The organism is Nonomuraea turkmeniaca (assembly GCF_005889735.1).
In the GTDB taxonomy this organism is placed as follows: Bacteria; Actinomycetota; Actinomycetes; order Streptosporangiales; family Streptosporangiaceae; genus Nonomuraea; species Nonomuraea turkmeniaca.
In genome coordinates, this window is record NZ_VCKY01000041.1 from 1 (window position 1) to 23888 (window position 23888).

24 protein-coding genes are annotated in these 23888 nt (G+C 69.2%); 17 read left to right on the top strand and 7 right to left on the bottom strand.

The window, feature by feature from the left end:
- Nucleotides 1-78: 78 nt before the first annotated feature.
- Nucleotides 79-1140, bottom strand: coding sequence for a PQQ-dependent sugar dehydrogenase (locus ETD86_RS14615; RefSeq protein ID WP_138666695.1), 1062 nt, complete (start codon nt 1138-1140; stop codon nt 79-81).
- Between the two features lie 38 nt (nt 1141-1178).
- On the opposite strand from ETD86_RS14615, the gene ETD86_RS14620 reads away from it, so the two are divergent.
- The 5 genes from ETD86_RS14620 to ilvC all read left to right on the top strand — a co-directional run bounded on the left by ETD86_RS14620 (nt 1179) and on the right by ilvC (nt 8406).
- Nucleotides 1179-2087, top strand: a complete 909-nt coding sequence (locus ETD86_RS14620) for a 2-hydroxyacid dehydrogenase (RefSeq protein ID WP_138666696.1) — start codon at nt 1179-1181, stop codon at nt 2085-2087.
- A 236-nt stretch (nt 2088-2323) separates the two neighbouring features.
- A complete protein-coding gene (locus ETD86_RS59095) occupies nt 2324-4936 on the top strand; it encodes a putative bifunctional diguanylate cyclase/phosphodiesterase (RefSeq protein ID WP_281286908.1) in 2613 nt (870 codons plus the stop codon).
- Between the two features lie 206 nt (nt 4937-5142).
- Nucleotides 5143-6882, top strand: coding sequence for an acetolactate synthase large subunit (locus ETD86_RS14630; RefSeq protein WP_138666697.1), 1740 nt, complete (start codon nt 5143-5145; stop codon nt 6880-6882).
- Complete coding sequence (ilvN, locus tag ETD86_RS14635; protein WP_138666698.1) at nt 6875-7399, top strand: acetolactate synthase small subunit; 525 nt, start codon at nt 6875-6877, stop codon at nt 7397-7399. Before ETD86_RS14630 ends, ilvN begins: the two co-directional genes overlap by 8 nt.
- A 23-nt stretch (nt 7400-7422) precedes the next feature.
- Nucleotides 7423-8406, top strand: coding sequence for a ketol-acid reductoisomerase (gene ilvC, locus ETD86_RS14640; protein ID WP_138666745.1), 984 nt, complete (start codon nt 7423-7425; stop codon nt 8404-8406).
- Nucleotides 8407-8456: 50 nt separating this feature from the next.
- Here the strand turns inward: ilvC and ETD86_RS14645 are convergent, their stop codons facing one another.
- Nucleotides 8457-9863 (bottom strand): amidase, encoded by a 1407-nt coding sequence (locus tag ETD86_RS14645; RefSeq protein ID WP_138666699.1) that lies wholly within the window; start codon nt 9861-9863, stop codon nt 8457-8459.
- Nucleotides 9864-10061: 198 nt separating this feature from the next.
- On the opposite strand from ETD86_RS14645, the gene ETD86_RS14650 reads away from it, so the two are divergent.
- From ETD86_RS14650 to ETD86_RS14695, 10 genes are all read left to right on the top strand, one after another.
- Nucleotides 10062-10805, top strand: coding sequence for a hypothetical protein (locus ETD86_RS14650; protein WP_138666700.1), 744 nt, complete (start codon nt 10062-10064; stop codon nt 10803-10805).
- Nucleotides 10802-11218: an HIT family protein gene (locus ETD86_RS14655; RefSeq protein WP_138666701.1), complete on the top strand. Its 417-nt coding sequence runs from the start codon at nt 10802-10804 to the stop codon at nt 11216-11218. The genes ETD86_RS14650 and ETD86_RS14655 overlap by 4 nt, the downstream gene beginning before the upstream one ends.
- A gap of 87 nt (nt 11219-11305) precedes the next feature.
- Entirely contained in the window at nt 11306-12145 is an 840-nt protein-coding gene (locus tag ETD86_RS14660) for a hypothetical protein (protein ID WP_138666702.1), read from the top strand.
- 35 nt (nt 12146-12180) lie between these two features.
- Nucleotides 12181-13065 carry an alpha/beta fold hydrolase gene (locus ETD86_RS14665; protein WP_246147906.1) on the top strand — a complete coding sequence of 295 codons (885 nt, stop codon included), beginning with the start codon at nt 12181-12183 and terminating at the stop codon, nt 13063-13065.
- A gap of 227 nt (nt 13066-13292) precedes the next feature.
- Nucleotides 13293-13817, top strand: coding sequence for a PadR family transcriptional regulator (locus ETD86_RS14670; protein WP_138666703.1), 525 nt, complete (start codon nt 13293-13295; stop codon nt 13815-13817).
- Nucleotides 13814-14536, top strand: a complete 723-nt coding sequence (locus ETD86_RS14675; RefSeq protein ID WP_138666704.1) for a siderophore-interacting protein — start codon at nt 13814-13816, stop codon at nt 14534-14536. Before ETD86_RS14670 ends, ETD86_RS14675 begins: the two co-directional genes overlap by 4 nt.
- 67 nt (nt 14537-14603) lie before the next feature.
- On the top strand, nt 14604-15371 hold the full coding sequence (gene map / locus ETD86_RS14680) for a type I methionyl aminopeptidase (protein WP_138666705.1): 768 nt from the start codon (nt 14604-14606) through the stop codon (nt 15369-15371).
- Between the two features lie 217 nt (nt 15372-15588).
- Nucleotides 15589-15864, top strand: a complete 276-nt coding sequence (locus ETD86_RS14685) for a hypothetical protein (protein ID WP_138666706.1) — start codon at nt 15589-15591, stop codon at nt 15862-15864.
- Nucleotides 15865-16205: 341 nt separating this feature from the next.
- Nucleotides 16206-16481: a hypothetical protein gene (locus ETD86_RS14690; RefSeq protein WP_138666707.1), complete on the top strand. Its 276-nt coding sequence runs from the start codon at nt 16206-16208 to the stop codon at nt 16479-16481.
- Nucleotides 16482-17020: 539 nt separating this feature from the next.
- Complete coding sequence (locus ETD86_RS14695) at nt 17021-17248, top strand: hypothetical protein (protein WP_138666708.1); 228 nt, start codon at nt 17021-17023, stop codon at nt 17246-17248.
- A gap of 67 nt (nt 17249-17315) precedes the next feature.
- Here the strand turns inward: ETD86_RS14695 and ETD86_RS14700 are convergent, their stop codons facing one another.
- The 4 genes from ETD86_RS14700 to ETD86_RS14715 all read right to left on the bottom strand — a co-directional run bounded on the left by ETD86_RS14700 (nt 17316) and on the right by ETD86_RS14715 (nt 21714).
- Nucleotides 17316-18242 carry an adenosine deaminase gene (locus ETD86_RS14700; RefSeq protein WP_138666709.1) on the bottom strand — a complete coding sequence of 309 codons (927 nt, stop codon included), beginning with the start codon at nt 18240-18242 and terminating at the stop codon, nt 17316-17318.
- 209 nt (nt 18243-18451) lie between these two features.
- Nucleotides 18452-19228 carry a CAP domain-containing protein gene (locus ETD86_RS14705; RefSeq protein WP_138666710.1) on the bottom strand — a complete coding sequence of 259 codons (777 nt, stop codon included), beginning with the start codon at nt 19226-19228 and terminating at the stop codon, nt 18452-18454.
- Between the two features lie 180 nt (nt 19229-19408).
- The gene (gene dacB, locus ETD86_RS14710) at nt 19409-20956 is read right to left on the bottom strand and encodes a D-alanyl-D-alanine carboxypeptidase/D-alanyl-D-alanine endopeptidase (protein ID WP_138666711.1); all 1548 of its coding nucleotides are present in this window, start codon (nt 20954-20956) and stop codon (nt 19409-19411) included.
- Nucleotides 20957-21162: 206 nt separating this feature from the next.
- Complete coding sequence (locus ETD86_RS14715; protein ID WP_138666712.1) at nt 21163-21714, bottom strand: FHA domain-containing protein; 552 nt, start codon at nt 21712-21714, stop codon at nt 21163-21165.
- Nucleotides 21715-21789: 75 nt separating this feature from the next.
- Between ETD86_RS14715 and ETD86_RS14720 the strand changes: the two genes are divergently transcribed.
- On the top strand, nt 21790-22203 hold the full coding sequence (locus ETD86_RS14720; RefSeq protein ID WP_138666713.1) for a PadR family transcriptional regulator: 414 nt from the start codon (nt 21790-21792) through the stop codon (nt 22201-22203).
- 155 nt (nt 22204-22358) lie between these two features.
- Nucleotides 22359-22526 (top strand): hypothetical protein, encoded by a 168-nt coding sequence (locus ETD86_RS55105; RefSeq protein WP_170223079.1) that lies wholly within the window; start codon nt 22359-22361, stop codon nt 22524-22526.
- On the opposite strand, the gene ETD86_RS14730 is transcribed toward ETD86_RS55105, so the two are convergent.
- On the bottom strand, nt 22486-23847 hold the full coding sequence (locus ETD86_RS14730; protein ID WP_138666714.1) for an MFS transporter: 1362 nt from the start codon (nt 23845-23847) through the stop codon (nt 22486-22488). The two genes, ETD86_RS55105 and ETD86_RS14730, sit on opposite strands and share 41 nt — an antisense overlap.
- Nucleotides 23848-23888 lie beyond the last annotated feature (41 nt).

The following is a 23888-nucleotide window of genomic DNA, read 5'->3' on the forward strand; positions in this document are numbered from 1 at the left end:
GTCCCACGTCCCGCCGACCCGGGACCGGCGCGACGCACGCTGCGGCGTCGGCGGCCGCGCCACCAGTCGCGGGGGGCGTTATGAGGACGCCGTGACGGACAGGATGCGGTCGTCGCCGTCGCGGGGGGAGCCCCGGCCGTCCTTGTTGCTCGTGCCGACCCACAGGGCGCCGTCGGGGGCGGTGGTGACGGCGCGGATCCGGCCGTACCGGTCGGTGAAGTGGGCCACAGGCTTGCCGGCCGAGCCGTCCGCGTCCAGCGGGATCTGCCACAGCCGGGCCCCGCGCAACGCGCCGACCCAGAGGGAGCCGTTCGCGTACGCCATCCCGGACGGCGACGCCTCATCCGTGGTCCACGTCAGGATCGGGTTCACGAACCGCTGGTCGTCGCCGCGCCCCTCGACCTCGGGCCAGCCGTAGTTGGCGCCCGGCTTGATCAGGTTGACCTCGTCGTAGGCGTTGGCCCCGAACTCGGAGGCGTACAGCCGCCCCTGCTCGTCCCACGCGAGCCCCTGGACGTTGCGGTGGCCGTAGCTGTAGACGAGCGTCCCGAACGGGTTGCCGGGCGCGGGCTTGCCGTCCACGGTCATGCGCAGGATCTTGCCGCCGAGCGAGTCGCGCTGCTGGGCGAGGTCGCGGTCCCCGACCTCGCCGGTGGTGGCGTACAGGTGGCCGTCGGGGCCGAACGCGAGCCGGCCGCCGTTGTGGATGCCGCCCTTGGGGATGCCCTGAACAAGGACTTGCTGCTCGCCGAGGCGACCCCCGTCGAAGGAGTACCGGACGATGCGGTTGTCCTCTTCCGCGGTGAAGTAAAGGAATATTTGCTGGTCCTTGACGGCCACGCCCATCAGACCGCCCTCGCCGTCCGGACGTGCCCCTTCGATCGTCCCCAGCTCCGTCACCTGGCCGGCCTGGCTGACGCGCAGCAGCCGGGCCGAGTCCCGCTCGGTCACCAGGGCGTCACCCTCGGGCAGGAACGCCACCGCCCATGGAACGGAAAGGCCCGTGGCCACGTCCTTGGGCTGTCCCGGGGCGGCGGCGTCGCCGACGGCGGCGGTCGGGAGCACCTCTCCCCCTCCGCCACTGCCGCCGGAACAGGCGGTGAGCGCGGCCAAAAGCACGATGGTCCAGAGCTTCCTCATGTGTTCCATACTTACCGGCGAGACATAAAGTTCTGCGCATGAAGACCTGGGTTCCCTCTGATTCAGTGGCCGAAGTCCTGTCCGATCTGCCTGGGGTCGAATGCGCCGTCTACGACGGCACGACCCCCATGCCGGAGGGGGTCGAGGAGGTGGAGGTCTGGATCCCACCACTCGTCACGGTGCCCGACGTGCCCGGCACGCTGGCCAGGATGAGCTCGCTGCGGCTGCTGCAGACCGTCACCGCGGGGGTGGAGCCGTACCGGCCGCACATGCCCGAGGGCGCGGTGCTCTGCAACGCGCGCGGCGTGCACGACGCCGGGACCGCCGAGTGGGCCGTCGGTGCGATGATCGCGGTGCTCAGGGAGTTCCCCGAGTTCGCGGACGCACAGCGCAGAGGCGAGTGGACCTACCACCACACCGGCGTGCTGGCCGACTCGACCGTGCTGATCGTCGGGTACGGCTCCATCGGCGCCGCGCTCGAACGCCGGCTGGAGGGTTTCGAGGTCGAGATCGTACGGGTGGCCAGGAGCGCCCGCGAGGGCGTCCACGGCATGGCGGAGTTGCCCCGCCTGCTGCCCCAGGCGGACGTCGTCGTGCTGCTGGTCCCCGCCACGACCGACACCGCGGGCATGGTGGACGCGGCGTTCCTGGCCCGGATGAAGGACGGCGCCGTGCTCGTGAACGCCGCCAGGGGCGGCATCGTCGACACCGACGCGCTGATCTTGGAGCTGAAGAACGGTAGGCTACGCGCCGCGCTGGATGTGACCGCGCCCGAGCCGCTGCCGGAGGGCCACCCCCTGTGGAGCGCGCCGGGCGTGCTGATCACTCCGCACGTCGCGGGCAGCACCCCCGCGTCGGTGCGGCGGATGCTCCGCCTGATCAGGGCCCAGGTCTCGCGTTACCTCGCAGGTGAGCAGTTGATCAACGTTATCACCGACTCGTACTGAGAGGATCCCGGAACGTGGCTGGGCCGTGACCTTCGGTGCGTACGGTTACGTTTGCGGAGAGCTCCTGACTAACTGTCAAGGCGTTCTTGGTGCCAATTGGTCTGCGTGGTTATCAGATCGGTGACGACATCGGCGTTGTCACCACCCGCGTGCTCGTGACCGCTCACACTGGCGAAGTGATCGCCGGGCTTCGGCGGTCGCGGAGTGCAGAGTTCGAGACGGGATGGGCAACGACTGTGATCCGCTGGCGTGATCCACGTGCGCCGCTGACCGCCGCGGTTGCGGCAGGCGTGGTGGTGCTCGCTGCCGCGTTCGTCAAGGACGAACAGGTCCTGATCGCCGGAGCGATCGCCGGAGGACTCGCGGCGCTGGCCGCCGCCGCCTCCTTGCTGGTCGTCTCGCGCAAGTCGGCGGGGCACCGCCCGACGGCGATGGGGGCGCGCTGGATGGCGGGCGGCGCCGTCATCTGGGGTGCCGGGATGGCGCTGCGTCCGTTCGCCGAGAGCTTCGTCATCGGCTTCGCCGACCTGTTCGTGTTGCTCGGCATCGTGGTCACCGCGGGCGGCGCGCTGATCGCCGCCGACCGCAGGCTTCCGGCCAAGGTTGTTCTCCGGCATATCAGCGACGCCTATCTGTGCGCCGCCTCGCTTTTCCTCATCGGATGGGTGGTGCAACTGCGCCACGTGTACGCGGCGGCCGACCCGCCGGCGTTCACGCTGGTCATGCTGCCGCCGATGGTGGCGCTGCTGATGACGTGCGCCGTGATCCCGTCCGTGCTGACCAGCAGGTCTTCTTCCTGGCTGCTCGGCCTGGCCGGCACCGGTGTGCTCGCCACCATGACCGTGGCGGCGCTGGCCGCCGGGATCGCGCGCCTGGACGGCGGCGCGCCGCCCAATTGGACCGTCATGCTGGCGCCCGTGGCGCTCCTGCTGCTCGCCGCCGTCCCGTGGGGGCCGCGGGTCAGGGAGGCGGGCGCGCTCGTCGCCAGGAACGTCGTCGCGATGGTCCCGCTGGCGCTGGTCGCCGTGGCGGCCTGCACGCTGCTGGCCCACCTGGCCGGGGGGCGCGCCGAGGAGCCCGTCACCGGCGTCGTGGTGGTCGCGGTGTCGGTGGTGCTGCTCCTGCTGGTGCGCCTGTTCGTGGTGTCGGCGTCCAATGTGCGCCTGCGCGGCCTGGTCAGACTCGGCGAGCGGCAGCTGAGGGAGCTGGCGGAGAGCTCGGGCGACGTGGTGTTCCTGTGCGACTACGACGGCGTGGTACGCGAGATCGGCGCCGGCGTCGAGGTCACGTACGGCTACCGCCCCGACGAGCTGGTCGGCGGGTCGATCTTCGACTACATCCACCCCGAGGACGTGCCCGGCATCCAGGTCGCGCTGCGTGCCATGCACCTCGACGAGGACAACACCGCCCCGGGCGCGTGCCTGATCGCCTGCCGGGTGCGGGCGGCCGACGGCACCTGGCGCCCGACCGAGTCGGTCGCCACCCGTCACGTCGGCGGCGACGAGCTCATGCTGGTCACGACCAGGGACGTCAGCGACGAGGAGGCCTTGCGCAACCAGGTCGCGCACCTGACCTTCCATGACGGCATCACCGGCCTGCCCAACCGCGCCTACTTCGAGGAGCGCACCCGTGAGGTGTTGTCCGGGCGCACGTCCGGGCATGTCGCGGTGATCTTCCTCGACCTCGACGGGTTCACCTCGGTCAACGACTCGGTGGGGCATGCCAGCGGCGACTACCTGCTCGGGCAGGCGGCCCGGCGGCTGCGCGGCGCCGTGCGCGTCGAGGACACGCTCGCCCGATGGGGCGGCGACGAGTTCGCGGTGCTGGTGGAGACCGGCGGCGAGGCGCAGATCGCGGTGGATCTGGCCGAGCGGCTCGTCCGGGCGGTCTCGCAGGAGCCGTTCCGGGTGGCCGACCGGGACGTGGCGCTGACCGCGAGCGTGGGCGTGGCGTTCACCGAGGACGACACGCCGGCCGGCGACCTGCTGCGGAACGCGGATGTCGCCATGGCGCGCTCCAAAGAGCTGGGCGGGCGCCGGGTGGAGGTGTTCGCCGCGCACATGCACGCCGACGTCGTGCGCCGCCTGGAGCTGGCCGCCGACCTGCAGCGGGCGCTGATCGAGCAGCAATTCGCGATCGAGTACCAGCCCGTGGTCGACCTGGCCACGTCGCGGGTGACCTCGGTCGAGGCGCTCGTACGGTGGTGGCGTGGGTCGGTGTTCGTGCCGCCCGAGCAGTTCCTGGGCCCGGCCGAGGACACCGGTCTGATCGTGCCGCTGAGCGAGTGGATCCTGCGCGAGGCGTGCAGGGAGGTCGCCGCCTGGCGGGCGTCGTCGTGGGACATCGGGTTGTCGCTCAACCTGTCGGCCCGCCAGATCACCGCGCCGCGCTTCGTCGAGACGGTCGAGGAGGCGCTGGCCGAGAGCGGGCTGCCCGCGTCCGCGCTCACCCTCGAGGTGATCGAGGAGATGCTGGTCGAGGACGCCGAGGAGACGATCAAGCGGCTGTCGGAGCTGCGTGCGCTCGGGGTGCGCCTGGCCATCGACGACTTCGGCACGGGCTACGCGTCGCTGGCGTTCCTCAGGCAGCTGCCCGTCGACATGATCAAGATCGATCCGTCGTTCGTGGCGGGGCTCGGCAGGGACGACACGCTGACGCTGCTCACGCGGACGATCGTGCGGCTCGGCCACGACCTCGGGCTGACGGTGGTGGCCGAGGGCATCGAGCGTCCTGAACAGCTGGAACTGCTGCGGAAAATGGGCTGCACCAGCGGCCAGGGCTTCCTCGTGGCACGTCCCATGGCGGCGCGCGGGGTGGACTCCCTGATGCGGACTAGTCTCACTGTTTGAGACTTGTGTCCACGAAGTTGACATCAGGGCGTTCGGAGCGGCTATCGTGGACGACATGCTTCGCAGTGAGATTCTCGTAGTACTTCGCCGGCGCGCAGGCCGATAGCGAAGCACGACGACCTGCGCGCCGCCCCAGACCCACCGCCGCTCGGTGGGAAGGGGCCTTTTTTATGTCCTAAGCGAGTAGCCACGCAAGGAACGAGCCGATGACCGAACGCATGACAGGTGCACAAGCCCTGGTGAGGGCGTTGGAGCACGTTGGAGTCGACACAGTGTTCGGGATCCCTGGCGGCGCCATCCTGCCCGCCTACGATCCTCTCTACGACTCGACCAAGGTCCGGCACGTGCTTGTACGGCACGAGCAGGGCGCCGGCCACGCGGCCGAAGGCTATGCGCAGGCCACCGGCAAGGTCGGGGTGTGCATGGCGACGAGTGGTCCCGGCGCCACCAATCTGGTGACGCCGATCGCGGACGCCTACATGGACTCGGTGCCGATCGTGGCGATCACCGGGCAGGTGGCCAGCGGCGCGATCGGCACGGACGCCTTCCAGGAAGCGGACATCTCCGGCATCACCATGCCGATCACCAAGCACAACTTCTTGGTCACCGATCCCGCGGACATCCCGCGCACGATCGCGGAGGCGTTCCACATCGCCTCGACGGGCCGGCCCGGGCCGGTGCTGGTGGACATCTCCAAGGACGCGTTGCAGGCCGAGACCGTCTTCTCGTGGCCGCCGGTGATGCAGCTGCCGGGCTACCGCCCGGTCACGCGGCCGCACTCCAAGCAGATCCGCGAGGCGGCCAAGCTGATCGCCGAGTCCAGGCGGCCGATCCTGTACGTCGGCGGCGGCGTGCACAAGGCCCGTGCCTCGGCCGAGCTGCTGCAGCTGGCCGAGCTGACGAACATCCCGGTCATCACCACCCTGATGGCACGCGGCACGTTCCCCGACGGCCACCCGCAGCACATGGGCATGCCGGGCATGCATGGCAGCGTGTCGGCCGTGGGCGCGCTGCAGCAGTCCGACCTGATCATCGGCCTGGGCGTGCGCTTCGATGACCGGGTGACCGGCCAGCTGTCGTCGTTCGCGCCGTACGCGAAGGTCGTGCACGCCGACATCGACCCGGCCGAGATCTCCAAGAACCGCCACGCCGACGTGCCGATCGTGGGCGACTGCAAGGAGGTCATCACCGACCTCATCGCCGCGATCCAGGCGTCCGGGCAGAAGGGCGACTACGCCGCCTGGTGGACGGTGCTCAACGGCTACAAGCAGACGTACCCGCTGGGTTACGAGGAGTTCGAGGACGGCTCGCTGGCTCCGCAGTACGTGATGCAGCGGCTGAGCGCGATCGCCGGGCCGGACACCTACTACGTGGCCGGGGTCGGGCAGCACCAGATGTGGGCCTCGCAGTTCATCGACTACGAGAACCCCGGCACGTTCATCAACTCCGGCGGCCTCGGCACCATGGGCTTCGCCGTGCCGGCCGCGATGGGCGCCAAGATGGGCTGCCCGGACGCCACCGTGTGGGCCATCGACGGCGACGGCTGCTTCCAGATGACCAATCAGGAGCTGGCCACCTGCGCGCTTGAGGGTGTGCCGATCAAGATCGCCATCATCAACAACGGTAACCTCGGCATGGTCCGCCAGTGGCAGACGCTCTTCTACGACCAGCGATACTCCAACACGGACCTGCAGACGACGCGCCGGATCCCGGACTTCGTGAAGCTCGCCGAGGCCTATGGTTGTGTGGGTCTGCGGTGCGAGCGTCCCGAGGACGTGGACGCCGTCATCAAGAAGGCCATGGAGATCAACGACGTGCCCGTCGTGGTCGACTTCGTCGTCCATCAGGACGCGATGGTCTGGCCCATGGTCGCGGCGGGCACCAGCAACGACGACATCAAGATCGCCCGGGACATGGCGCCGAATTGGGAGAACGAGGATGAGTAGACACACGCTGTCCGTGCTTGTCGAGAACAAGCCGGGCGTGCTGGCGCGCGTGTCCGCGTTGTTCAGCCGGCGGGGGTTCAACATCGACTCGCTGGCCGTCGGGCCGACCGAGCACGACGACATCTCCCGCATGACGATCGTCGTCAGCGTCGAGGACCTGCCGTTGGAGCAGGTCACGAAGCAGCTCAACAAGCTCGTGAACGTGCTCAAGATCGTCGAGCTCGACCCGTCCCAGTCCGTGCAGCGCGAGCTCATGCTGATCAAGGTCAAGGCCGACGCGGAGAACCGCTCGCACGTGCTGGAGCTCGTCCAGCTCTTCCGCGCCCGCTGCGTCGACGTGGCGGCCGACGCCGTGACCATTGAGGTCACCGGCACTCCCGACAAGCTCGAGGCGTTCATCAAGGTCCTCGAGCCGTTCGGGATCAAAGAACTCGTCCAGTCGGGCATGGTGGCCATCGGCCGCGGCGCCCGTTCCATCACTGACCGGTCCCTCAGGGCACTGGACCGTACCGCCTGAAAGGTTTTGAGCAAGTGACCGAGATTTACTACGACGACCAGGCCGACCTGTCGATCATCCAGGGACGCCACGTGGCCGTGCTGGGGTACGGCAGCCAGGGCCACGCCCACGCGCTCTCTCTGCGTGACTCCGGCGTGGACGTGCGCGTCGGCCTGCCGGAGGGCTCCAAGAGCCGAGAGAAGGCGGAGAACGACGGCCTGCGCGTCGTCACGCCGGCCGAGGCCGTCGAAGAGGCCAACCTCACGATGATCCTCGCGCCGGACCACATCCAGCGCCACCTGTACGCCGAGGCCGTCGCTCCCAACCTCGTCGAGGGCGACGCGCTGTTCTTCGGCCACGGCCTGAACATCCGCTACGGCCTCATCGAGGCACCCGAGGGTGTGGACGTGTGCATGGTCGCCCCCAAGGGCCCGGGCCACCTCGTCCGCCGCCAGTTCGAGGCCGGGCGCGGCGTGCCGTGTCTCGTGGCCGTCGAGAAGGACGCCTCCGGCAAGGCGCTGGACCTGGCCCTGTCGTACGCGAAGGGCATCGGCGGCACCCGCGCCGGCGCGCTGCGCACCACGTTCAAGGAGGAGACGGAGACCGACCTGTTCGGCGAGCAGGCCGTGCTCTGCGGCGGCGTGTCCGAGCTGATCAAGGCCGGCTTCGACACGCTGATCGAGGCCGGCTACCAGCCGGAGGTCGCGTACTTCGAGTGCCTGCACGAGATGAAGCTCATCGTCGACCTGATGTACGAGGGCGGCATCTCCAAGATGTACTGGTCGGTCTCCGACACGGCGGAGTACGGCGGCTACACCCGCGGCCCGCGCGTCGTCGGGGACGAGGCCCGGCAGGAGATGCGCCGCATCCTGGGCGAGATCCAGGACGGGTCGTTCGCGCGTGAGCTCGTCGAGGAGTTCGACGGCGGGCAGAAGGAGTTCACGCGGTACCGCGAGGAGCTCGCCGAGGACCCGATCGAGAAGACGGGCGCCAAGCTGCGTCCGATGATGAGCTGGCTGAAGGGCTAGTTTGACCGGGGTGTACGGGTGGGCCTTCTTGCGGCCCACCCGTCGCCCGATCACCTCTTTGGCGTGGCGTGCTCTCGTGGGTCGATCGGCGTGAGGGGCTGGACTGCGCCCTCGATGGCGGCGGCAGCGTCCAGGCAGAGGTCCTCCCGGAAGCGGGGTGCGATGATCTGCACTCCCTGCGGCAGCCCGTCGGCCACACCCACCGGCACCGCGACCGACGGCAGCCCGAGCAGGTTGACGGCCACGGCCATGCGCATGGCCGCCGGCCACCCGGCGAGCCAGCCGGCGTCGAGATCGGATCCGACCGGAAACGCGGGCATGGGGAAGATCGGCGCGAGAACCAGCGGCGCCTCGGTCATCCATTCAGCCCATGACCGAGCGATCTGGGCGCGGACCATCAGGGGATCGAAGCTCGTGCGTCCGGCGGCGCGGGTCCAGTGTGATTCGAAGGCGGCCCAGAACCGTACGAACTCCTCCGAAGCCACCGACTCGACCGGAGGCTGCTCTTCGTGGACTCGGCCGTAGGCGGACATGATCTGGAAGTAGATCTCCCCGGCCCGGGTCAACGCCGGGGGCGCCGACTCCTCGACGACATAGCCGGCGTGGCGGAGCAGGCCGGCCGCTCGGTTCAAGGTGCTCGCCACGTCGGGGGCCAGGTCCGGCCCGTCGGGGTCGGTCGCCAGCCGAACCCGGATGGGTGGCGTGATCGGCGGGCCTTGGAGGGGGACGGGCACGTGCCAGGGGTCCCCGCCGGAATCTCCACACATGTGGGTGAAGGCGAGGCGCAGGTCCTCCACGCGCCGCGCGATCGGCCCATGCACGGCCAGTAGCTGGAACGCGAACGGCGTCGGCCCGCTCCCGCCTTGGGCCACACGCCCCAGGGAGGGCCTCAGCGCGGTGACGCCGCAGCACTGGGCGGGCCAGCGAAGGGAGCCTGCCCCGTCGTTGCCCATGCCCAGTGGTGCCATGCCGGTCGCCACGGCGGCGGCGTCGCCGCCGCTGGATCCGCCGGGCGTGTGGGCGGCCGACCACGGGTTGCGGGTGGGGCCGTGGAGATCGTTGGTGGTGTGCCAGCGCATGCCGAACTCCGGCATGTTCGTCCGGCCGATCGGGATGGCGCCGGCCGCCCGGAGCTCGGCGATGTGCGGGGCGTTCCGGGGGGCGATCGCGTCGCGTAGCGGGACAATGCCGAGCGTGGTCGCCGAGCCTGCGACGTCGATGTTCTCCTTCACCGTCATGGGCACGCCGGTGAGGGGACCGGTCGCCCCACCGGCACGGTCGGCCGCGTCGGCGTCGGCCAGCGCCTCCTCCGCCAGGACCACGCTGACCGCGTTCACCTGCGGGTTGACCTCGTCGATGCGCCGCAGATGGGCTTCGACGGCCTCGCGGCTCGACACCTCCCGTGACCGGATCAGCCGGGCCAGTTCGGTGGCGGACATTTCCCAGATTTCCGACATAACGGGCGCCTCCTAGTAGTCGCCTCGAGGAATCTAGGGGGTGGCGTCCCGAGATTGCAGTCTTGTCTTTCCTGGTAGCTTCAGCCGCCCACCGGCGCGATGTTCTGTGCGGAGCCGGTGGAGATTCGGGGGATCGGGTCCGCGGTGTGCACGAGCACGGGATCATGGCCGCATGGGGGAGACGGCGGCGGTGTGGTGATGGCCGGCGGGGTCGCCGCGCTGGCCCTGGGGCATGCTCTGTGGAGGCTCGCCCCTGAGACCACCGTCTATGGCTTCGATCGGTCGCTGCTCGGCGGGGTGCACCTCGTGTCGTCGGTGACCGGTTTCGCCGTCGCGACCTGGGTGGCGGCCGGCACGGGGCGGTGGTGGTCCAGGGGCGCGGTGTCAGGGGTGTTCGCCGCCGTCTGCTGGCTGGCCGTTCCGGTGGAGGAGCCGGTCCACCGCTGGCACCTGGCGCGCGGCTTCGAGCTGCTCGGAGTTCCGCTGGTGGCGCCCGACCTCGCGGGACACGGGTTGTACTGGGCCGAAGCGCCGATCGTCGGTGGGCCGGGCGAACCGGTGCTCATGCTGGAGTACCGGCGTCGTGGTGCCGAGACGGTGGGCGGGAGCCGCCGGGCCGTCCAGGTGCTCGTACGCCGGGGATCGGACCTGACCGCCGCGGAGGCGTGCGCGACGCCGTACAACGCCGAGTCGTGGGAGGACAACAGGAGCGCGGGCGGCTGCCAGGCGGTCTCACGGGATCGGTGGGTCCGCTACGGATGGGAGGGGCGGGTCGCCGTGTTCGTCCGCAGCGGTAGCGCGTTGGTCGAGCTCGAAAGCCATGGCGTCGAGGAGGCGGCCCTGCTCGCGGCCGCGGAGACGATCCGGCTGATTCCTGCTGAGATGCTCGGACGGTGGCATCACATGACCAGCACCGTCGCCTTCCACCGGATGCGTAAATGAGCGGCGCCCCGTGCGTTTTCTGCCGGATCGTTGAAGGGACCGAACCCTCGCAGCCGGTTTACGAGGACGCCCACACGATCGCCTTCCTCAACGTCGCCCAGGCCACCAAGGGGCATACGCTCGTCGTCCCGAGACGGCATCACCGCGACCTGACGGAAATACCGCCCGAAGAGGCGGCGCACGTCATGCGGGCCACCGTAGAGGTGGCCGGCCGGCTCACCCGCGCCTTGCGGGCACCGGGGATCAATCTGTGGCACGCGAGTGGTGAGACCGCCTGGCAGAGCGTCTTCCATTTCCACATTCACGTGGTCCCCCGCTACGCGACCGCGGACCTCACACCGCCGTGGACGGAGTACGCGCTTCCGCTCGCGTCACTGCGGGGACTGGCGGAAGAAATCCGCTCCGGAGCATGAGCGATAACGCCTTGCTCGAACAAGTTGACTAACGATCTTAGATGCACAAGATTGTTCGCGTCTCTCTGGACCGTCCCAAGGAAACTGATGAAGCGAACAGTCGTCGGCGCCGCCGTCGTGGCGGGCCTGGCCTTAGCCGCCACCCCTGCGCAGGCCGCCACGCCTAAGATCGACCCGGTGAAGGCGCTTAAGGCCGAGCTGGCGCCGGGCAAGGCCGTCAATGTGCTGGCCACGGCCAAGGTGACGTACTCGTGGCGCCAGGTCGTCACGTCCGAGCTCGATGGCACCATCGGGTTCGGCGCGCGCGGCGTGGCCGCCTCCGACGTGGCCCACACCCAGCGCTACAGCGAGGATCTGCTCCGGCAGAGGATGAAGCTCAGGCCGGAGGAGACCGAGGCGTTGCAGCAGTCGTCCACCAGGATGATCTCTTCTGGGGACGTGAGCTACGTGTCCGGGCCGGTGGTGGAGGTGGCCCTGCAACGGGCCGACGCGAGCTGGGTGCGCTACGACGGGGTGGCGCTGCCGCCCAGCAATCTGCTGCTCGAGGTGCTGGAGCCGGACACGCTCAAGACGCTGCTCGCCGATCGCACCTCCTCGCGCGACGGGGTGGTGAAGGGGTCGATCACGACCAAGAAGCTCGCCTCCGTGTCTGACGCCTTCGTCGAGCGATTCGGGTCGCCGGCGAAGAAGGGTCGCGCGGGCAAGATCTCCTACACCCTCTGGCTGAGGGCGGACGGCCTGGTCGAGCGGGTGTCCGCCAAGGGTGTGCTGCCTGTGGGGAAGGCCTCGGTGCAGGTCGAGTCGGACACCAGGTTCATGGACTGGGGACGTCAGGTCACCGTGCTGGTGCCGCTGCGGGGGGACGTGATCGACCGGAAGAGCGTCGAGGACGATGTTCCCGCCGGCGTCCCCGGGCTCTGGAATTAGATAGCTCTCGGTCACGGCGGGCAGAAACGTACGCCATGACCAGAAGCACAATGGCACCGGTCACGCATTGGACGATCGACGTCGACGGGATCGAGATCTTCTACCGCGTGGCCGGGCCGCCGGATGCGCCGGTTTTCCTGCTGCCGCACGGCTACCCCTGCTCCTCGTACGAGTTCCGCGGCCTCCTGCCCGCGCTCGGTGACCGGTGGCGGCTGATCGCGCCGGACCTGCCGGGCTTCGGCTACAGCGGAACGCCCGGCCGCACCGCCTTCTCCTACACCTTCGACGGCTACGCCGGCTTCCTGGAACGCTTCACGCAGACCATGGGACTGTCGCGGTACGCCATCTACCTCCACGACTACGGCTCCCAGTTCGGCCTCCGCCTGGCCATGCGCGCCCCCGAGCGGGTCACTGCGCTCGTCATCCAGAACGGCGACATCTACGAGGACGAGCTGGGGCCCAAGTACGGGTGGCTCAAGGAGTTCTGGGCACACCCGACGCCGGAGGGCCGGGCGAAGCTCGCCGCGAACGTCACCGAGGAAGGCTTCCGTGACGAGTTCGCCGGCGAGCTGCCCGAGCACCTGGCCGTCCGGGTGAGCCCCGACCTGTGGAAACTGCATTGGGCGCTGATGGACACCCCGCAGCGCCGCGCGAACGTCGTAGGCCTCTTCGAGGACCAGGCGACGACGCTTGGCTGGTTCCCGAAACAGCAGGCGTACCTGCGCGAACACCGCCCGCCGACGTTGATCGTGTGGGGCCCGCACGACGGCTACATGCCCGAGGGGGCCGCGCGGGCGTACCTGCGTGATCTGCCGGACGCCGAGCTGCACCTGCTCGACGCCGGCCACTGGGCGCTGGAGACCAGCCTGGGGGAGATCGTCCCGCTGGTCCGCGACTTCCTGGCCCGGGTCCTCACGTGACCGGGCCGCGCCACGAGAAGGGCACGTTCGGCGTGCGGCCGAGCGCCTGGCCAGCCGCGTCATAGCCCGTCACCGTGACGGGGGGGTGCCGGCGCGCTCCCTCGCCTTCTTGGGCGAGCCGGTGTCGGCTGCGTTGACGCATCCGGCGGCAAAGATCTATGGCATACCGCAAAGCTTATCTGTCGATATATACTTCGTTATATCGTTCGATATAGCATCCGAGCCATATGATGAACGCGCGTCGCGCCGCCTCGGGGGGGTTAGGCCCCACGGGGCGCTTCTTCGGCCCGGGCGAGCTGCGCCTGGCCGTCCTCGCCCTGATCGCCGAGCAGCCCGGCCACGGTTATCAGGTGATGACCCGCTTAGCCGACCGGTTCAACGGCACCTACGAGCCGAGCGCCGGCTCCATCTATCCCACCCTCGAGCTGCTGGAGGACGAGGGACTCGTACGCGTCGAGCAGTCTGACGGCCGCAAGGTCTACCACGTCACCGACGAGGGCAGCCGTGCCGCCGAGGAGCAGGCCGACGAGATCGAGCGACTCTGGGGCCGGGCGGCCAGCAGGAGCGAGTGGGGCATGTTCCGCGAGCCCGAGGCCGCCGAGATCATCGGTCCGGCGCTGCGCCTGGTGAAGGCTGCCGTGAAGGCGCTTCACCACGCCCACCACGACCCCCGGGTGGTCGAGCGTATCCAGGAGGTCTTCGTCGAGGCCCGTCAGCGCATCGAGGAGCTCGACGCGCGGAGGCGGCGATGAGGCAGCCCCTGGCCCGCAGGCTGCTCGACCGGATGTTCGTGGCGGGCGAGATCGTCGAGGTCGAGCAGGTCGCCCCGCGCATGCGGCGGATCAGGATCGGCGGGGCGGCCCTGGGCGGTCTGACGTGGACGCCGGGCCAGCACGTGCGGTTGCTGATCGGCGACGGCGGGGGCCTGCTGGGAGGCGTGCTGCGCACGTACTCGGTCTGGTGGCATGACCCCACCTGGGAGGCGCTCGACCTCATCGGGCACGACCATGGCGGCGACTCCCCGGGCGCCTCCTGGGTCAGGAACGCAGAGCCCGGGCAGGAGATCTCCTTCATGAAGCCGGAGGGGAGCTTCGTGGTGGGGGAGGGGCCGTACCACGTGTTCGCGGGGGAGGAGACGGCCTCGGTCGCGTTCGGCGCGATGATGCGTGCCCTGCCCGAGGACGCGGCCGTGTACGGCGCCGTCGAGGCCGAAGGGCCCGGCGACCACCTGGAGCTGCCCAGGGCAATGGTGCAGGTGTGCAGGAACGGCGCGCCGGCCGCCCGATCGCAGGCACTGGTGGACGCGGTACGGAAGCTGGACCTGCCGGGCGAGCCCGGCGTCGCCTACCTCGCGGGCGAGGCGCGCACGATCCAGGCCGTCCGCGCGCACCTCGTCAACGAACGCGGCTGGGTGCGCAGGGACGTACGCACGAAGCCGTTCTGGACCCCGGGCAGGAAGGGGCTCGACTGAGTCGACAGAGCCGCCATCCGTGATAATAATACCGGTATAGTTATCGACCGGGTGTGGAGGGATGGCCGTGATCGAGCTGAAGACTGCCGGGGAGATCGCCGCGATGCGGGAGGCGGGCCGGGTGGTCGCGGCCGTCCACGCGGCGGTGCGGGAGCGGGCAGCCGTCGGGGTGTCGCTGGCCCAGCTCGACGAGGTGGCGCGGACGGTCATCGAGGACGCGCGGGCGGGGGCGTCGTTCCTGGGGTACCACCCGGCGTTCGGTGCCACCCCGTACCCGGGGGTGATCTGCGCGTCCGTGAACGGGGTCATGCTGCACGGCCTGCCGACGCCGTACCGGCTGCGTGACGGCGACCTGCTCAGTGTGGACTGCGGCGCGTACGTGGACGGCTGGCACGCCGACGGCACGGTCAGCTTCACGGTCGGCGAGCCGCGCGCGGAGGACCTGAAACTGATCAAGGTGGCCGAGGAGACTCTCGCCGCCGGCATCGAGGCGGCCGTGCCCGGCGGCAGGATGGGGGACATCGGCCACGCCATGTCCACGGTGGGCCGCGGCGCCGGCTACGGCATGCAGAACGACTTCGGCGGCCACGGCATCGGGCGGGCCATGCACGAGTCGCCGTTCGTGCCCAACGAGGCCCGCGGGGGACGGGGTCTGTTGCTGCGGCCCGGCCTGGTGATCGCGATCGAGCCGAGCCTGATGGCCGGGGGCGACGACGGCTACTACATGGCCGACGACGGCTGGTCGGTGTGCTCGGCGGACGGCAGCAGGAGCGTGCACGTCGAGCACACGGTCGCCGTGACCTCCGACGGCCCGGTCATCCTCACTCTGCCCTGAACCGGCGCGGTCATCGACGGGTCATGAAAGAGGCGGATCCTCCTCCGTTGATCACATGCATCCACCAAGAAGGATGATCTTCCGCATTTCTATCCCCTGTCCACGTATCTGCCCTGGTCAAGGGCGAAGACACAGGTGTTTGTCCAAACGGGACATAGGGCAGATCTCCTCCCGATCGCTACGTAGAGTAGTTGGTTGGCATCAGAGGGGATTCGACATGATTAGACAAGGGCTTATCCTGGCCGGGCTCGTCGGAGGGCTGCTCGCGTCCGGCGGCTCCGCCTTCGCCGCGACCAGTGCCATGCAGATGACCGCGACCGACGACGACAATAGGAAGATCGTCTTCGTCTGTGGCGACGACGCCGTCCTCGCGCACGGGGATGTCGACCAGAAGACGGTCAAGGTCGTGGACCTTGACCTCCACAATGGCCTCATCGCCGGCGTCCTCGGAACCACCAGCAGCGACGACAACAGGAAGTGCGAGTTCAACTGAGGTCACCTCAGGGCTGAGAAGCGCACTCCAGGGGCCTGCCTGTACGGCGGGCCCCTTCGCTGTGCCCGCCGTCGTGCCCCGGTGCCATGGTCCACCCGCTCCACGCGTAACGCGTCCAGCACCTCCCGCGCGTAGTCGGGTCCGTCTCATGAAAGAGGCGGAATCTCCTCGATCGAGCACACGCATCCGTCAAGAAGGACGATCTGCCGCACTTCTTCCCCCTGCCTACGTATTTTCCCTGGTCAAGACCGGATGCGCGGGTGTTTGCCGAAAGGGGACATAGGGCAGATCCCTCCCGATCGCTACGGAGAGTAGCCGGTTGGAATCAGAGGGGATTCGACATGATCAGACAAGGGCTTATCCTGGCCAGTCTCGTCGGGGGGCTGCTAGTGTCCGGTGGCTCCGCGTTCGCGGCGACGAACAGTATCTACACGGCCGCGGTTGACGACGACAACAGGAAGATCGTCTTGATCTGCGGTGATGACGTCGTCGTCGCGCACGGGGATGTCGAGCAGAAGAACCTCACCATCCTCCACCTCGACCTCCGCAATGGCCTCCTCGCGGGGATTCTCGGGGCGACCGGCAGTGGCGAATACAGGAAGTGCGAGTTCGTCTGAGGTCCGTCTCCGTCTTCATGGGCTGAGAAGCGCACTCCAGGGGCCTGCCTGCATGGTGGGCCCCCTCCTGTGCTCACGCTTCGTAGTGTCCTCCATGTACCCGCCGGCATGCCGGATCGTCGGAGTCGACGGTCACGGCCGGCACTCCTCCAGCATCACGGACAAGATGTGCCCGCACGCTCGACAGCGGGCACCCGGTCAGCGGATGCGCTCGTCCCGCGGCCCGGCCATGAGCGGATCCTCCATCGCCCTGGTGTCATGGCGTCCAGCGCCTCCGGCGCGTAGTCGGGAACGTCTCATGAAAGAGGCGGAATCTCCTTGATTGAGCACACGCATCCGTCAAGAAGGGTGATCTGCCGCACTTCTTCCCCCTGCCTACGTATTTTCCCTGGTCAAGACCGGATGCGCAGGTGTTTGGCGAAAGAGGGCATAGGGCAGATCCCTCCCGATCGCTACGGAGAGTAGTCGGTTGGAATCAGAGGGGATTCGACATGATTAGACAAGGGCTTATCCTGGCCGGTCTCGTCGGAGGTCTGCTAGTGTCCGGCGGTTCCGCCTTCGCGGTGACCGGTGCCGTGCAGATGGCCGCGACCGACGACGACAACAGGAAGATCGTCCTCATCTGTGGTGACAACCCCGTCCTCGCGCACGGGGATGTCGAGCAGGAGGACGTCAAGATCATCGACGTTGACCTCCACAATGGCCTTATCGCCGGGGTCCTTGGAACCACCAGCAGCGACGACAACAGGAAGTGCGAGTTCCACTGAGGCCCGCCTTCATGGGCTGAGAAGCGCACTCCAGGGGCCTGCCTGCATGGTGGGCCCCCTCCTGTGCTCACGCTTCGTACACGAAGGCCGCCTCGAAGGAGTTGCGGGCGATCCGGTCGAGTTGCTCGTCGGTCAGGCCCAGCTCCCGCCGCAACGCTTCGTAGTTGTCCTCCACGTACCCACCGAAATACGCGGGATCGTCGGAGTTGACGGTCACGACCAGCCCCTCGTCCAGCATCGCGGGCAGGATGTGGGCACGCAGGGACGGCACCGCCCGCAGCCGCACGTTCGACAGCGGGCAAACGGTCAGCGGAATGCGCTCGTCCCGCAGCCGGGCCACCAGCCGCGGATCCTCCATCGCCCTGATGCCGTGGTCGACCCGTTCCACGCGCAGCACGTCGAGCGCCTCCCACACGTAGTCGGGCCCGCCCTCCTCGCCCGCGTGCGCCACCCGGTGCAACCTCTCGCCGGCGGCGATGTCGAACACCCGCCGGAACAACGACGGCGGATACCCCACCTCTGCCGAGTCCAGCCCGACCCCGATGAACAGATCCCGGTACGGCAGCGCCGCCCGCAGCACCTGCTCCGCCTCTTCCGGGCCCCGGTCACGCAGGAAACAAAGGATCAGCGCGGCCGGCACGTCGCCGTCCTTCAACGCCGCCGACAACCCGCCGAACACCACCTCGAGCGGCACGCCACGGCCCAGGTGCGCCTGCGGGTCGAAGAAGATCTCGGCGTGCCGCACGCCCTGTTCGGCGGCCCGCCGCAGATAGGCGGCGGCCAGGTCGTAGAAGTCCTGCTCGGTGCGCAGGACCGCCATGTTCTCGTAGTACACGTCCAGGAACGACTGCAGGTTCGTGAAGTCGTAGCGCGCGCGGATGGCCTCCACGTCGAAGGTCGGCAGATCGATCCGGTTACGCCGGGCCAGCTCGACGACGAGCTCGGGCTCGAGGGTGCCCTCGATGTGCAGGTGGAGTTCCGCTTTGAGACGCATGGCTTCGAGTAAACCTGACCCGTGGCGGTCGAAGACCGCGCCACGATGTTCGGCGCGTGATCCTCGTCAGCGTGGGTGTGCGGGCCCGGCCGCGGTCCTGTGTGCGGGGGGAGGCGCGGCCGGGCCCGCTGGGAGGGGAGCGCTGTGGGCGTGCGGTGGGAAACCGGCTCGGGGTGTGGCCGGTGAAGGCCCGCGCGCTCCCGTGGCTCTCAGTGGACGCCGAAGTCCTGTGTCCAGGTGGGGCCCTTGGCGTTGTGCCCGACCCCGATGTGGGTGAAGGCGCAGTTCATGATGTTGGCCCGGTGTCCGGGGCTGTTGAGCCAGGCTCTGACCACGGCGGCGGCGGTGGGCTGGCCCTTGGCGATGTTCTCGCCGGCCCTGGTGAAGGCGTAGCCCGCCGCCCTGATGCGCCGGTCGAACGTGCGGCCGTCACGCGAGTCGTGGTCGAAGTAGTTGTTGGCGGCCATGTCCGCCGAGTGGCGCTCGGCGGCCAGGTGCAGTTTGCGGTCGTGGATCAGGGGGCGGCAACCGTTCTTGACCCTGGCGTCGTTGGTGAGCTTGACGACCGCCGTCTCCGCCGCCGAGGCGAAACCCCGCTTGGCGCACGACAGCTTCACCGACCGGGACTGGTTGACCCGGCCCTGCGTGTCGAGGGCGACCACGTAGTAGCGGCGCGCAGTGGCGGTGCAGGTCGCGCCGGTGGTGATCCGCCCGTTGCCGATGACCTGCGAGCCGCTCTTGACCACGCGGTCGGGGCCGGAGACGGCCACGGTGACGCGTACGCGGAGGCGGGCCTGGTCCGCGCAGCCGGTCCGGACGGCCGTGCCCCGGACCTTGCCCTTGGAGACGAACGGCTTGACCGCGACGACCCGGCACGCCTGCTGGCTGGCCTGGGGCTGAGCGGTCGCCGCCTGTGCGGCGGGGGCCGGGAAGCTCAATGCCGCCAGACTCCCGAGGCAGGCCAGTGCCTGGAGCGGTCTGCGCATTTGGTCCTCCGGTAACGAGCTCGACGTTGCGTCGAACCCGCATTCTGGTCCCCCTTAGTCCTCCATGTCCTGAAAAGTCATGGCATACCTGGAGCCCCAAGTAGCCGAATCGTGATCGCAGCCGGTAAACCATCGCGGCTCCCTGGGCGTCAGGGAGCCGCGATGAGGGCTAGCACCGGGCTAGCACTGCACAGGCTTCAGCCACGAGCACTCGAGGTCGCCCGCCGGGGCGTCGCCCGCCGAGCGGAGCTGGGCCGTGGCGTTGACCGGGTTGGCGCGGGAGAACTGCGCGAGCCGGATCGCGATCTTGTCCTCGATGTCCTTCGGCGAGACCGACAGCAGGTACTGGTTCAGCATGATCGAGAAGATCAGCGGCTCGCCGTCGGCGCTGGTGACGTACCCGGACAGTGCCGTCACGCCGGTCAGCGAGCCGGTCTTGGCGTGGACGTTGTTCGCGGCCGCCGTGTTCGCCATCCGGCTGCGCAGCGTGCCGCCGACGAAGCGGTCGGCGTTGCCGGCGATGGGGAGCGACTCGTACCAGGTGGGGAACCACGGCTTGCCGCGTACGGCGCTCAGCAGCTGCACGATCGAGCCGGGCGAGAACCCGTCGCGGCGCGACAGCCCGGAGCCGTCCCGCATGTTGATCACCTGTACCCCGTTGGCCTTGGCGAAGTCGGTGCTGACCTTGAGCCCGGCCGACCACGTGCCCTGGCCGGCGACCTTGCGGCCCATGGCCTTGGTGAGGATCTCCGCGTGGATGTTGTTGCTGAGCTTCATGAACGGCACCAGCAGCTCGCCCAGCGTCATCGACTCGTGCGCGGCCAGCTCCTTCGCGCCCGCCGGCGTCGCCCCCGTCGTGGTCGGGCCGAGGACCTTGACGCCGTGCTTGGCCAGCGACTTGCGGAACAACGAGGAGACGTACGCGGTGGGGTCGTCGACGGACACCCACTCCTGGTCCGGGGTCGCGACCGTACCGGTGATCACGACTGTCCGCGTCCCGTGTTGCCGCTCGATGAGCACGCTGGTCCGGGCGCCCACGGTGGCCTTGTTGACGATCTTCAGGTAGTCCGTCTCGGGCGTCGTGGACACCTTGACCTTGTCGCCGTCGGCGGCCACCGCCACGATCACCGAGCCCGCGTCGTAGTCACGGTCCGGCGAGGCGGTCAGCGCGGAGATCGGCGCCGCGTAGTAGGCGGTCTCGTCGTCCCACGACCAGTCGTTGCCCAGTAGCTGGGAGTCGAACCACGTGTCGTCGGCCACCAGCTTGCCGGTGACGACCTTGATGCCCTCCGCCGCGATCTTCGCGGCCAGCGCGTCGTAGTCCTCGGCCAGCATGGTCGGGTCGCCGGTGCCGCGTAGCACGAGGTCGCCGGTCAGGAACGAGCCGGCCCTGCGGCCGGAGGCCAGGACGGTGGTGGAGAAACGGTAGTCGAGGCCGAGCGTCTCGGCCGCGGCGGCCGCGGTGAAGAGCTTGGTGTTCGATGCCGGGGTGAGCAGCTTGCCGGCGTCGGTGGCGTACAGCTCCTCGCCGGTCGCGGCGCTCTTGACCACGACGCCCGCTCTGGCGATCGTGAGCCGCGAGTCGCTGAGGATCTGGTTGATGTCCTGAGTAAGGTCCGCCACGCCGGCCGAGGGATCGAGGGCCACGGCGGGGGAGGTGGGGCTGGACGCCCACGCGAGGGCCGCGACGAGCGCGCCCGCGACGAGGGATGCTGAGGTGCGCCGCATGGGGTCTCCAAAGGGCTGAGGGGATCGCCATCAGATCATGAACCAGCCCCGCCATGCTGCAATCCGCAAATATCCGTATTTCCTGCCCAATCAGTGGTGGGCACCCACGATCGCGCCACAGGCCGTGAGTGGGCTGCTTCGGCTCCGCAAGCCGTGTGCCACCCGCGCACGGCGGCGCCGGCCGTCAGTGTGTCAAAGACAGCGGGTCAGGTGGACGGCTGGCCGGAGGTCAGGAGGAAGCCGCAGTCGCCGAACGAGATCTCATCACCCGACCGAACCCGGGCCGGCCCCACGAGCCGCCACCCGTTCAGCCGCGTGCCGTTGAGCGACCCCAGGTCGACGAGCAACCACCCGCCGTCATCCTCCCGCCGCAGCTCGGCGTGGACCCGGGACACCGTCAGGTCGGACAGTACGAGATCGCAGGCCGACCCCCGTCCCACCACATACCGCAGCCGGTCGTCGTCGGGCAGCGCCAGCCGGGGCAGCCGCGGCCGCCGCCAGGCCGTCTGCAGCCTGGTCGTGAACTCGGAAACAGCGGCCACCGCGTCGGTCAGCCGCTGCCTGATCGTGGGACGCCGCGGTAAGTCGGCCACCACCTCGTCGAGCTCCCACCGATTGCGGGCCCGTAGCACCTGGTCCACGCGCCCGACGAAGGTGTCATGGGAGATCCGGCCTTCAACGGCACGGTGCTTGAGCTCGTCGATCGCACGGTCACGTTCCCCGTCGGATGCGCGAAAGGGCGGGTGGGTCGAGCTCATGTAGCGAGTATCGGCCCGAACCTCGCCCCATGTCCAGAAAACGCGGATCAGTGGCAAGGTGCATACTCAGTATCTATGTCGATCAGACACGGACTGCTCGCATTGCTGAGCAGGGGACCGCGTTACGGCTACCAGTTACGGGTGGAATTCGAGGCGTCGACAGGGGCGACCTGGCCGCTCAACATCGCCGGTCGTGCGGAACTGGAGCGATGGTTCAGCACCCCCGTCGCCCAGGACGACCGGCCTCGGGACGAACTGGCTATCAAGATCGCGATGGCCGTGGCCGGCGCGGACGTCGACACGGCCGAGGTCATCCTGACCCAGCGCATGGCGACCATGCGCGCCCTGCAGGACCTCATTCAGGCCAAGCGGGTCGCCACGGGAGGTCTGGCGCAGCGGCTGGTCCTCGATTCACTGATCTTCAAGGCCGAGGCCGAGCAGCGCTGGCTGGACCACTGCGAGGCCGTGTCCAAGGAGAAGAACCCATGACTGTGGTGAGGAGGTGCGCGACGTGACCCGCGAGCACGGTGCGGTGCACGCGCCGAGGGGCGTGAGCCTGGTGGTGCCGAGCGGGGAATCGGTCGCGGTCATCGGCCCGTCGGGCTCGGGCAAGTCGACGCCGCTCAACCTGGCCGATGACCCGGATGGGCGATCGGACTCCGGGGGCGGCCTTCTTCGACCCCGGGCCCGCCACCATCGACGCCCCGTGGTCGTTCCTGGCCGTGATGGTGATCGGGCTGCCGCTGCCGGCGGCGCTGGTGGCCGGGGCGTTCACGCCGACGCGTCTGGTGCCGGCACGACGGGCGGCGTGAGGCGGTACTTCAGCACCATCAGCACCGACGCGAAGATGATCAGAGCGGGGACCGTGGTCTGACCGATGAGGACCGCGGTCACCGCGCTCTCCGGCTGCTGGACCGGCTTGCTCGGCTGGGACTCGATGAAGCCGCCGATCGTCAGGATCACCCCGAAGATCAGCGCGCCGAACGAGCTGACCCCGCTCTCGATGGCCGTCCACAACCCGGTCAGCACGCCTGCCCGGCGCTTGCCCGTCCGGGCCGCGTCCGCCGCGATCACGTCCGCCAGCATGGAGAACTGCAGCAGTTGCAGCCCCGCGTACCCGACCCCCACGAGCGCGATCGTCACATGCGCCCACAGCGCGCCGAACAGGGGCGTCGCCATGGCGGCCGTCGTGCCGCCGGCGAACAGCAGCGTTCCCGTGATCATCGCGCCGCGCTTGCCGAACCGCCTGGACAGCCGCACCCACAGCGGCATCGTCAGCAGCATCGGGCCGACCAGCGCGGCGAAGAGGGTCTGCGTGGCCTGGGGTGAGCCGATCGTGTAGGTGGCGAAGTACGGCGCCGCGGCCAGCATCATGCTCACGGCCAGCATCTGCGTGCAGGACAGCACGGTCAGCCACAGGAACGCCGGGTTGCCCTTGATCGCGGCGAACTGCTCACGCCACCCGCCGTGATCCGCCTCGGGGGCGCCGGTCATGGGGGCGCGGGCGGTGCCGAAGAAGGACCCCAGCATGGCGGCGAGCATGATGACCGCGATCGTGGCCGCCATCAACCGGTAGCTGCCCAGCGTGCCGTCCTCGCCCTCGCTGGTGGCGATGGCCGGCGCGAGCACGCCGCTGACCGCGGTGGCCGCGGCGATGAACACCATCCGCCACTGCAGCAGCGACGTGCGCTCGTGGTAGTCGTGGGTCATCTCGCCGGGCATGGCCTTGTACGGGACCTCGAACAACGCGTACGCCGTGGCCGTCGCGAGGAAGCACACGGCCACGTACGCGGCGGCCGGGACCCCTGTCAGCGGCGGCCCGGCGAACACCAGGAAGAACGCGATCGGCAGCGTGCACGCTCCGGCCAGCAGCCACGGCCGCCGAGGACCCCACCGCGAGACGGTGCGGTCCGACCAGCGCCCCACCAACGGGTTGACGACCAGGTCCCACACCTTGGGCGCGGTGACCACGATGCCGGCCAGCCACGCGGGCACGGCCAGGAAATTGGTCATGTAGTAGAGCAGGAGCAGCCCGGGCACGGCGTTGACCGTGGCCGTGCAGAACGAGCCCACCCCATAACCGAGGCGCACGCCCCTGGAAACCGTGAGCGTGCTCGCCACCGGTGCGATCATGACCTCATTGAAGCCGAGCGAGAGCTTGTTTGGGTAGACCC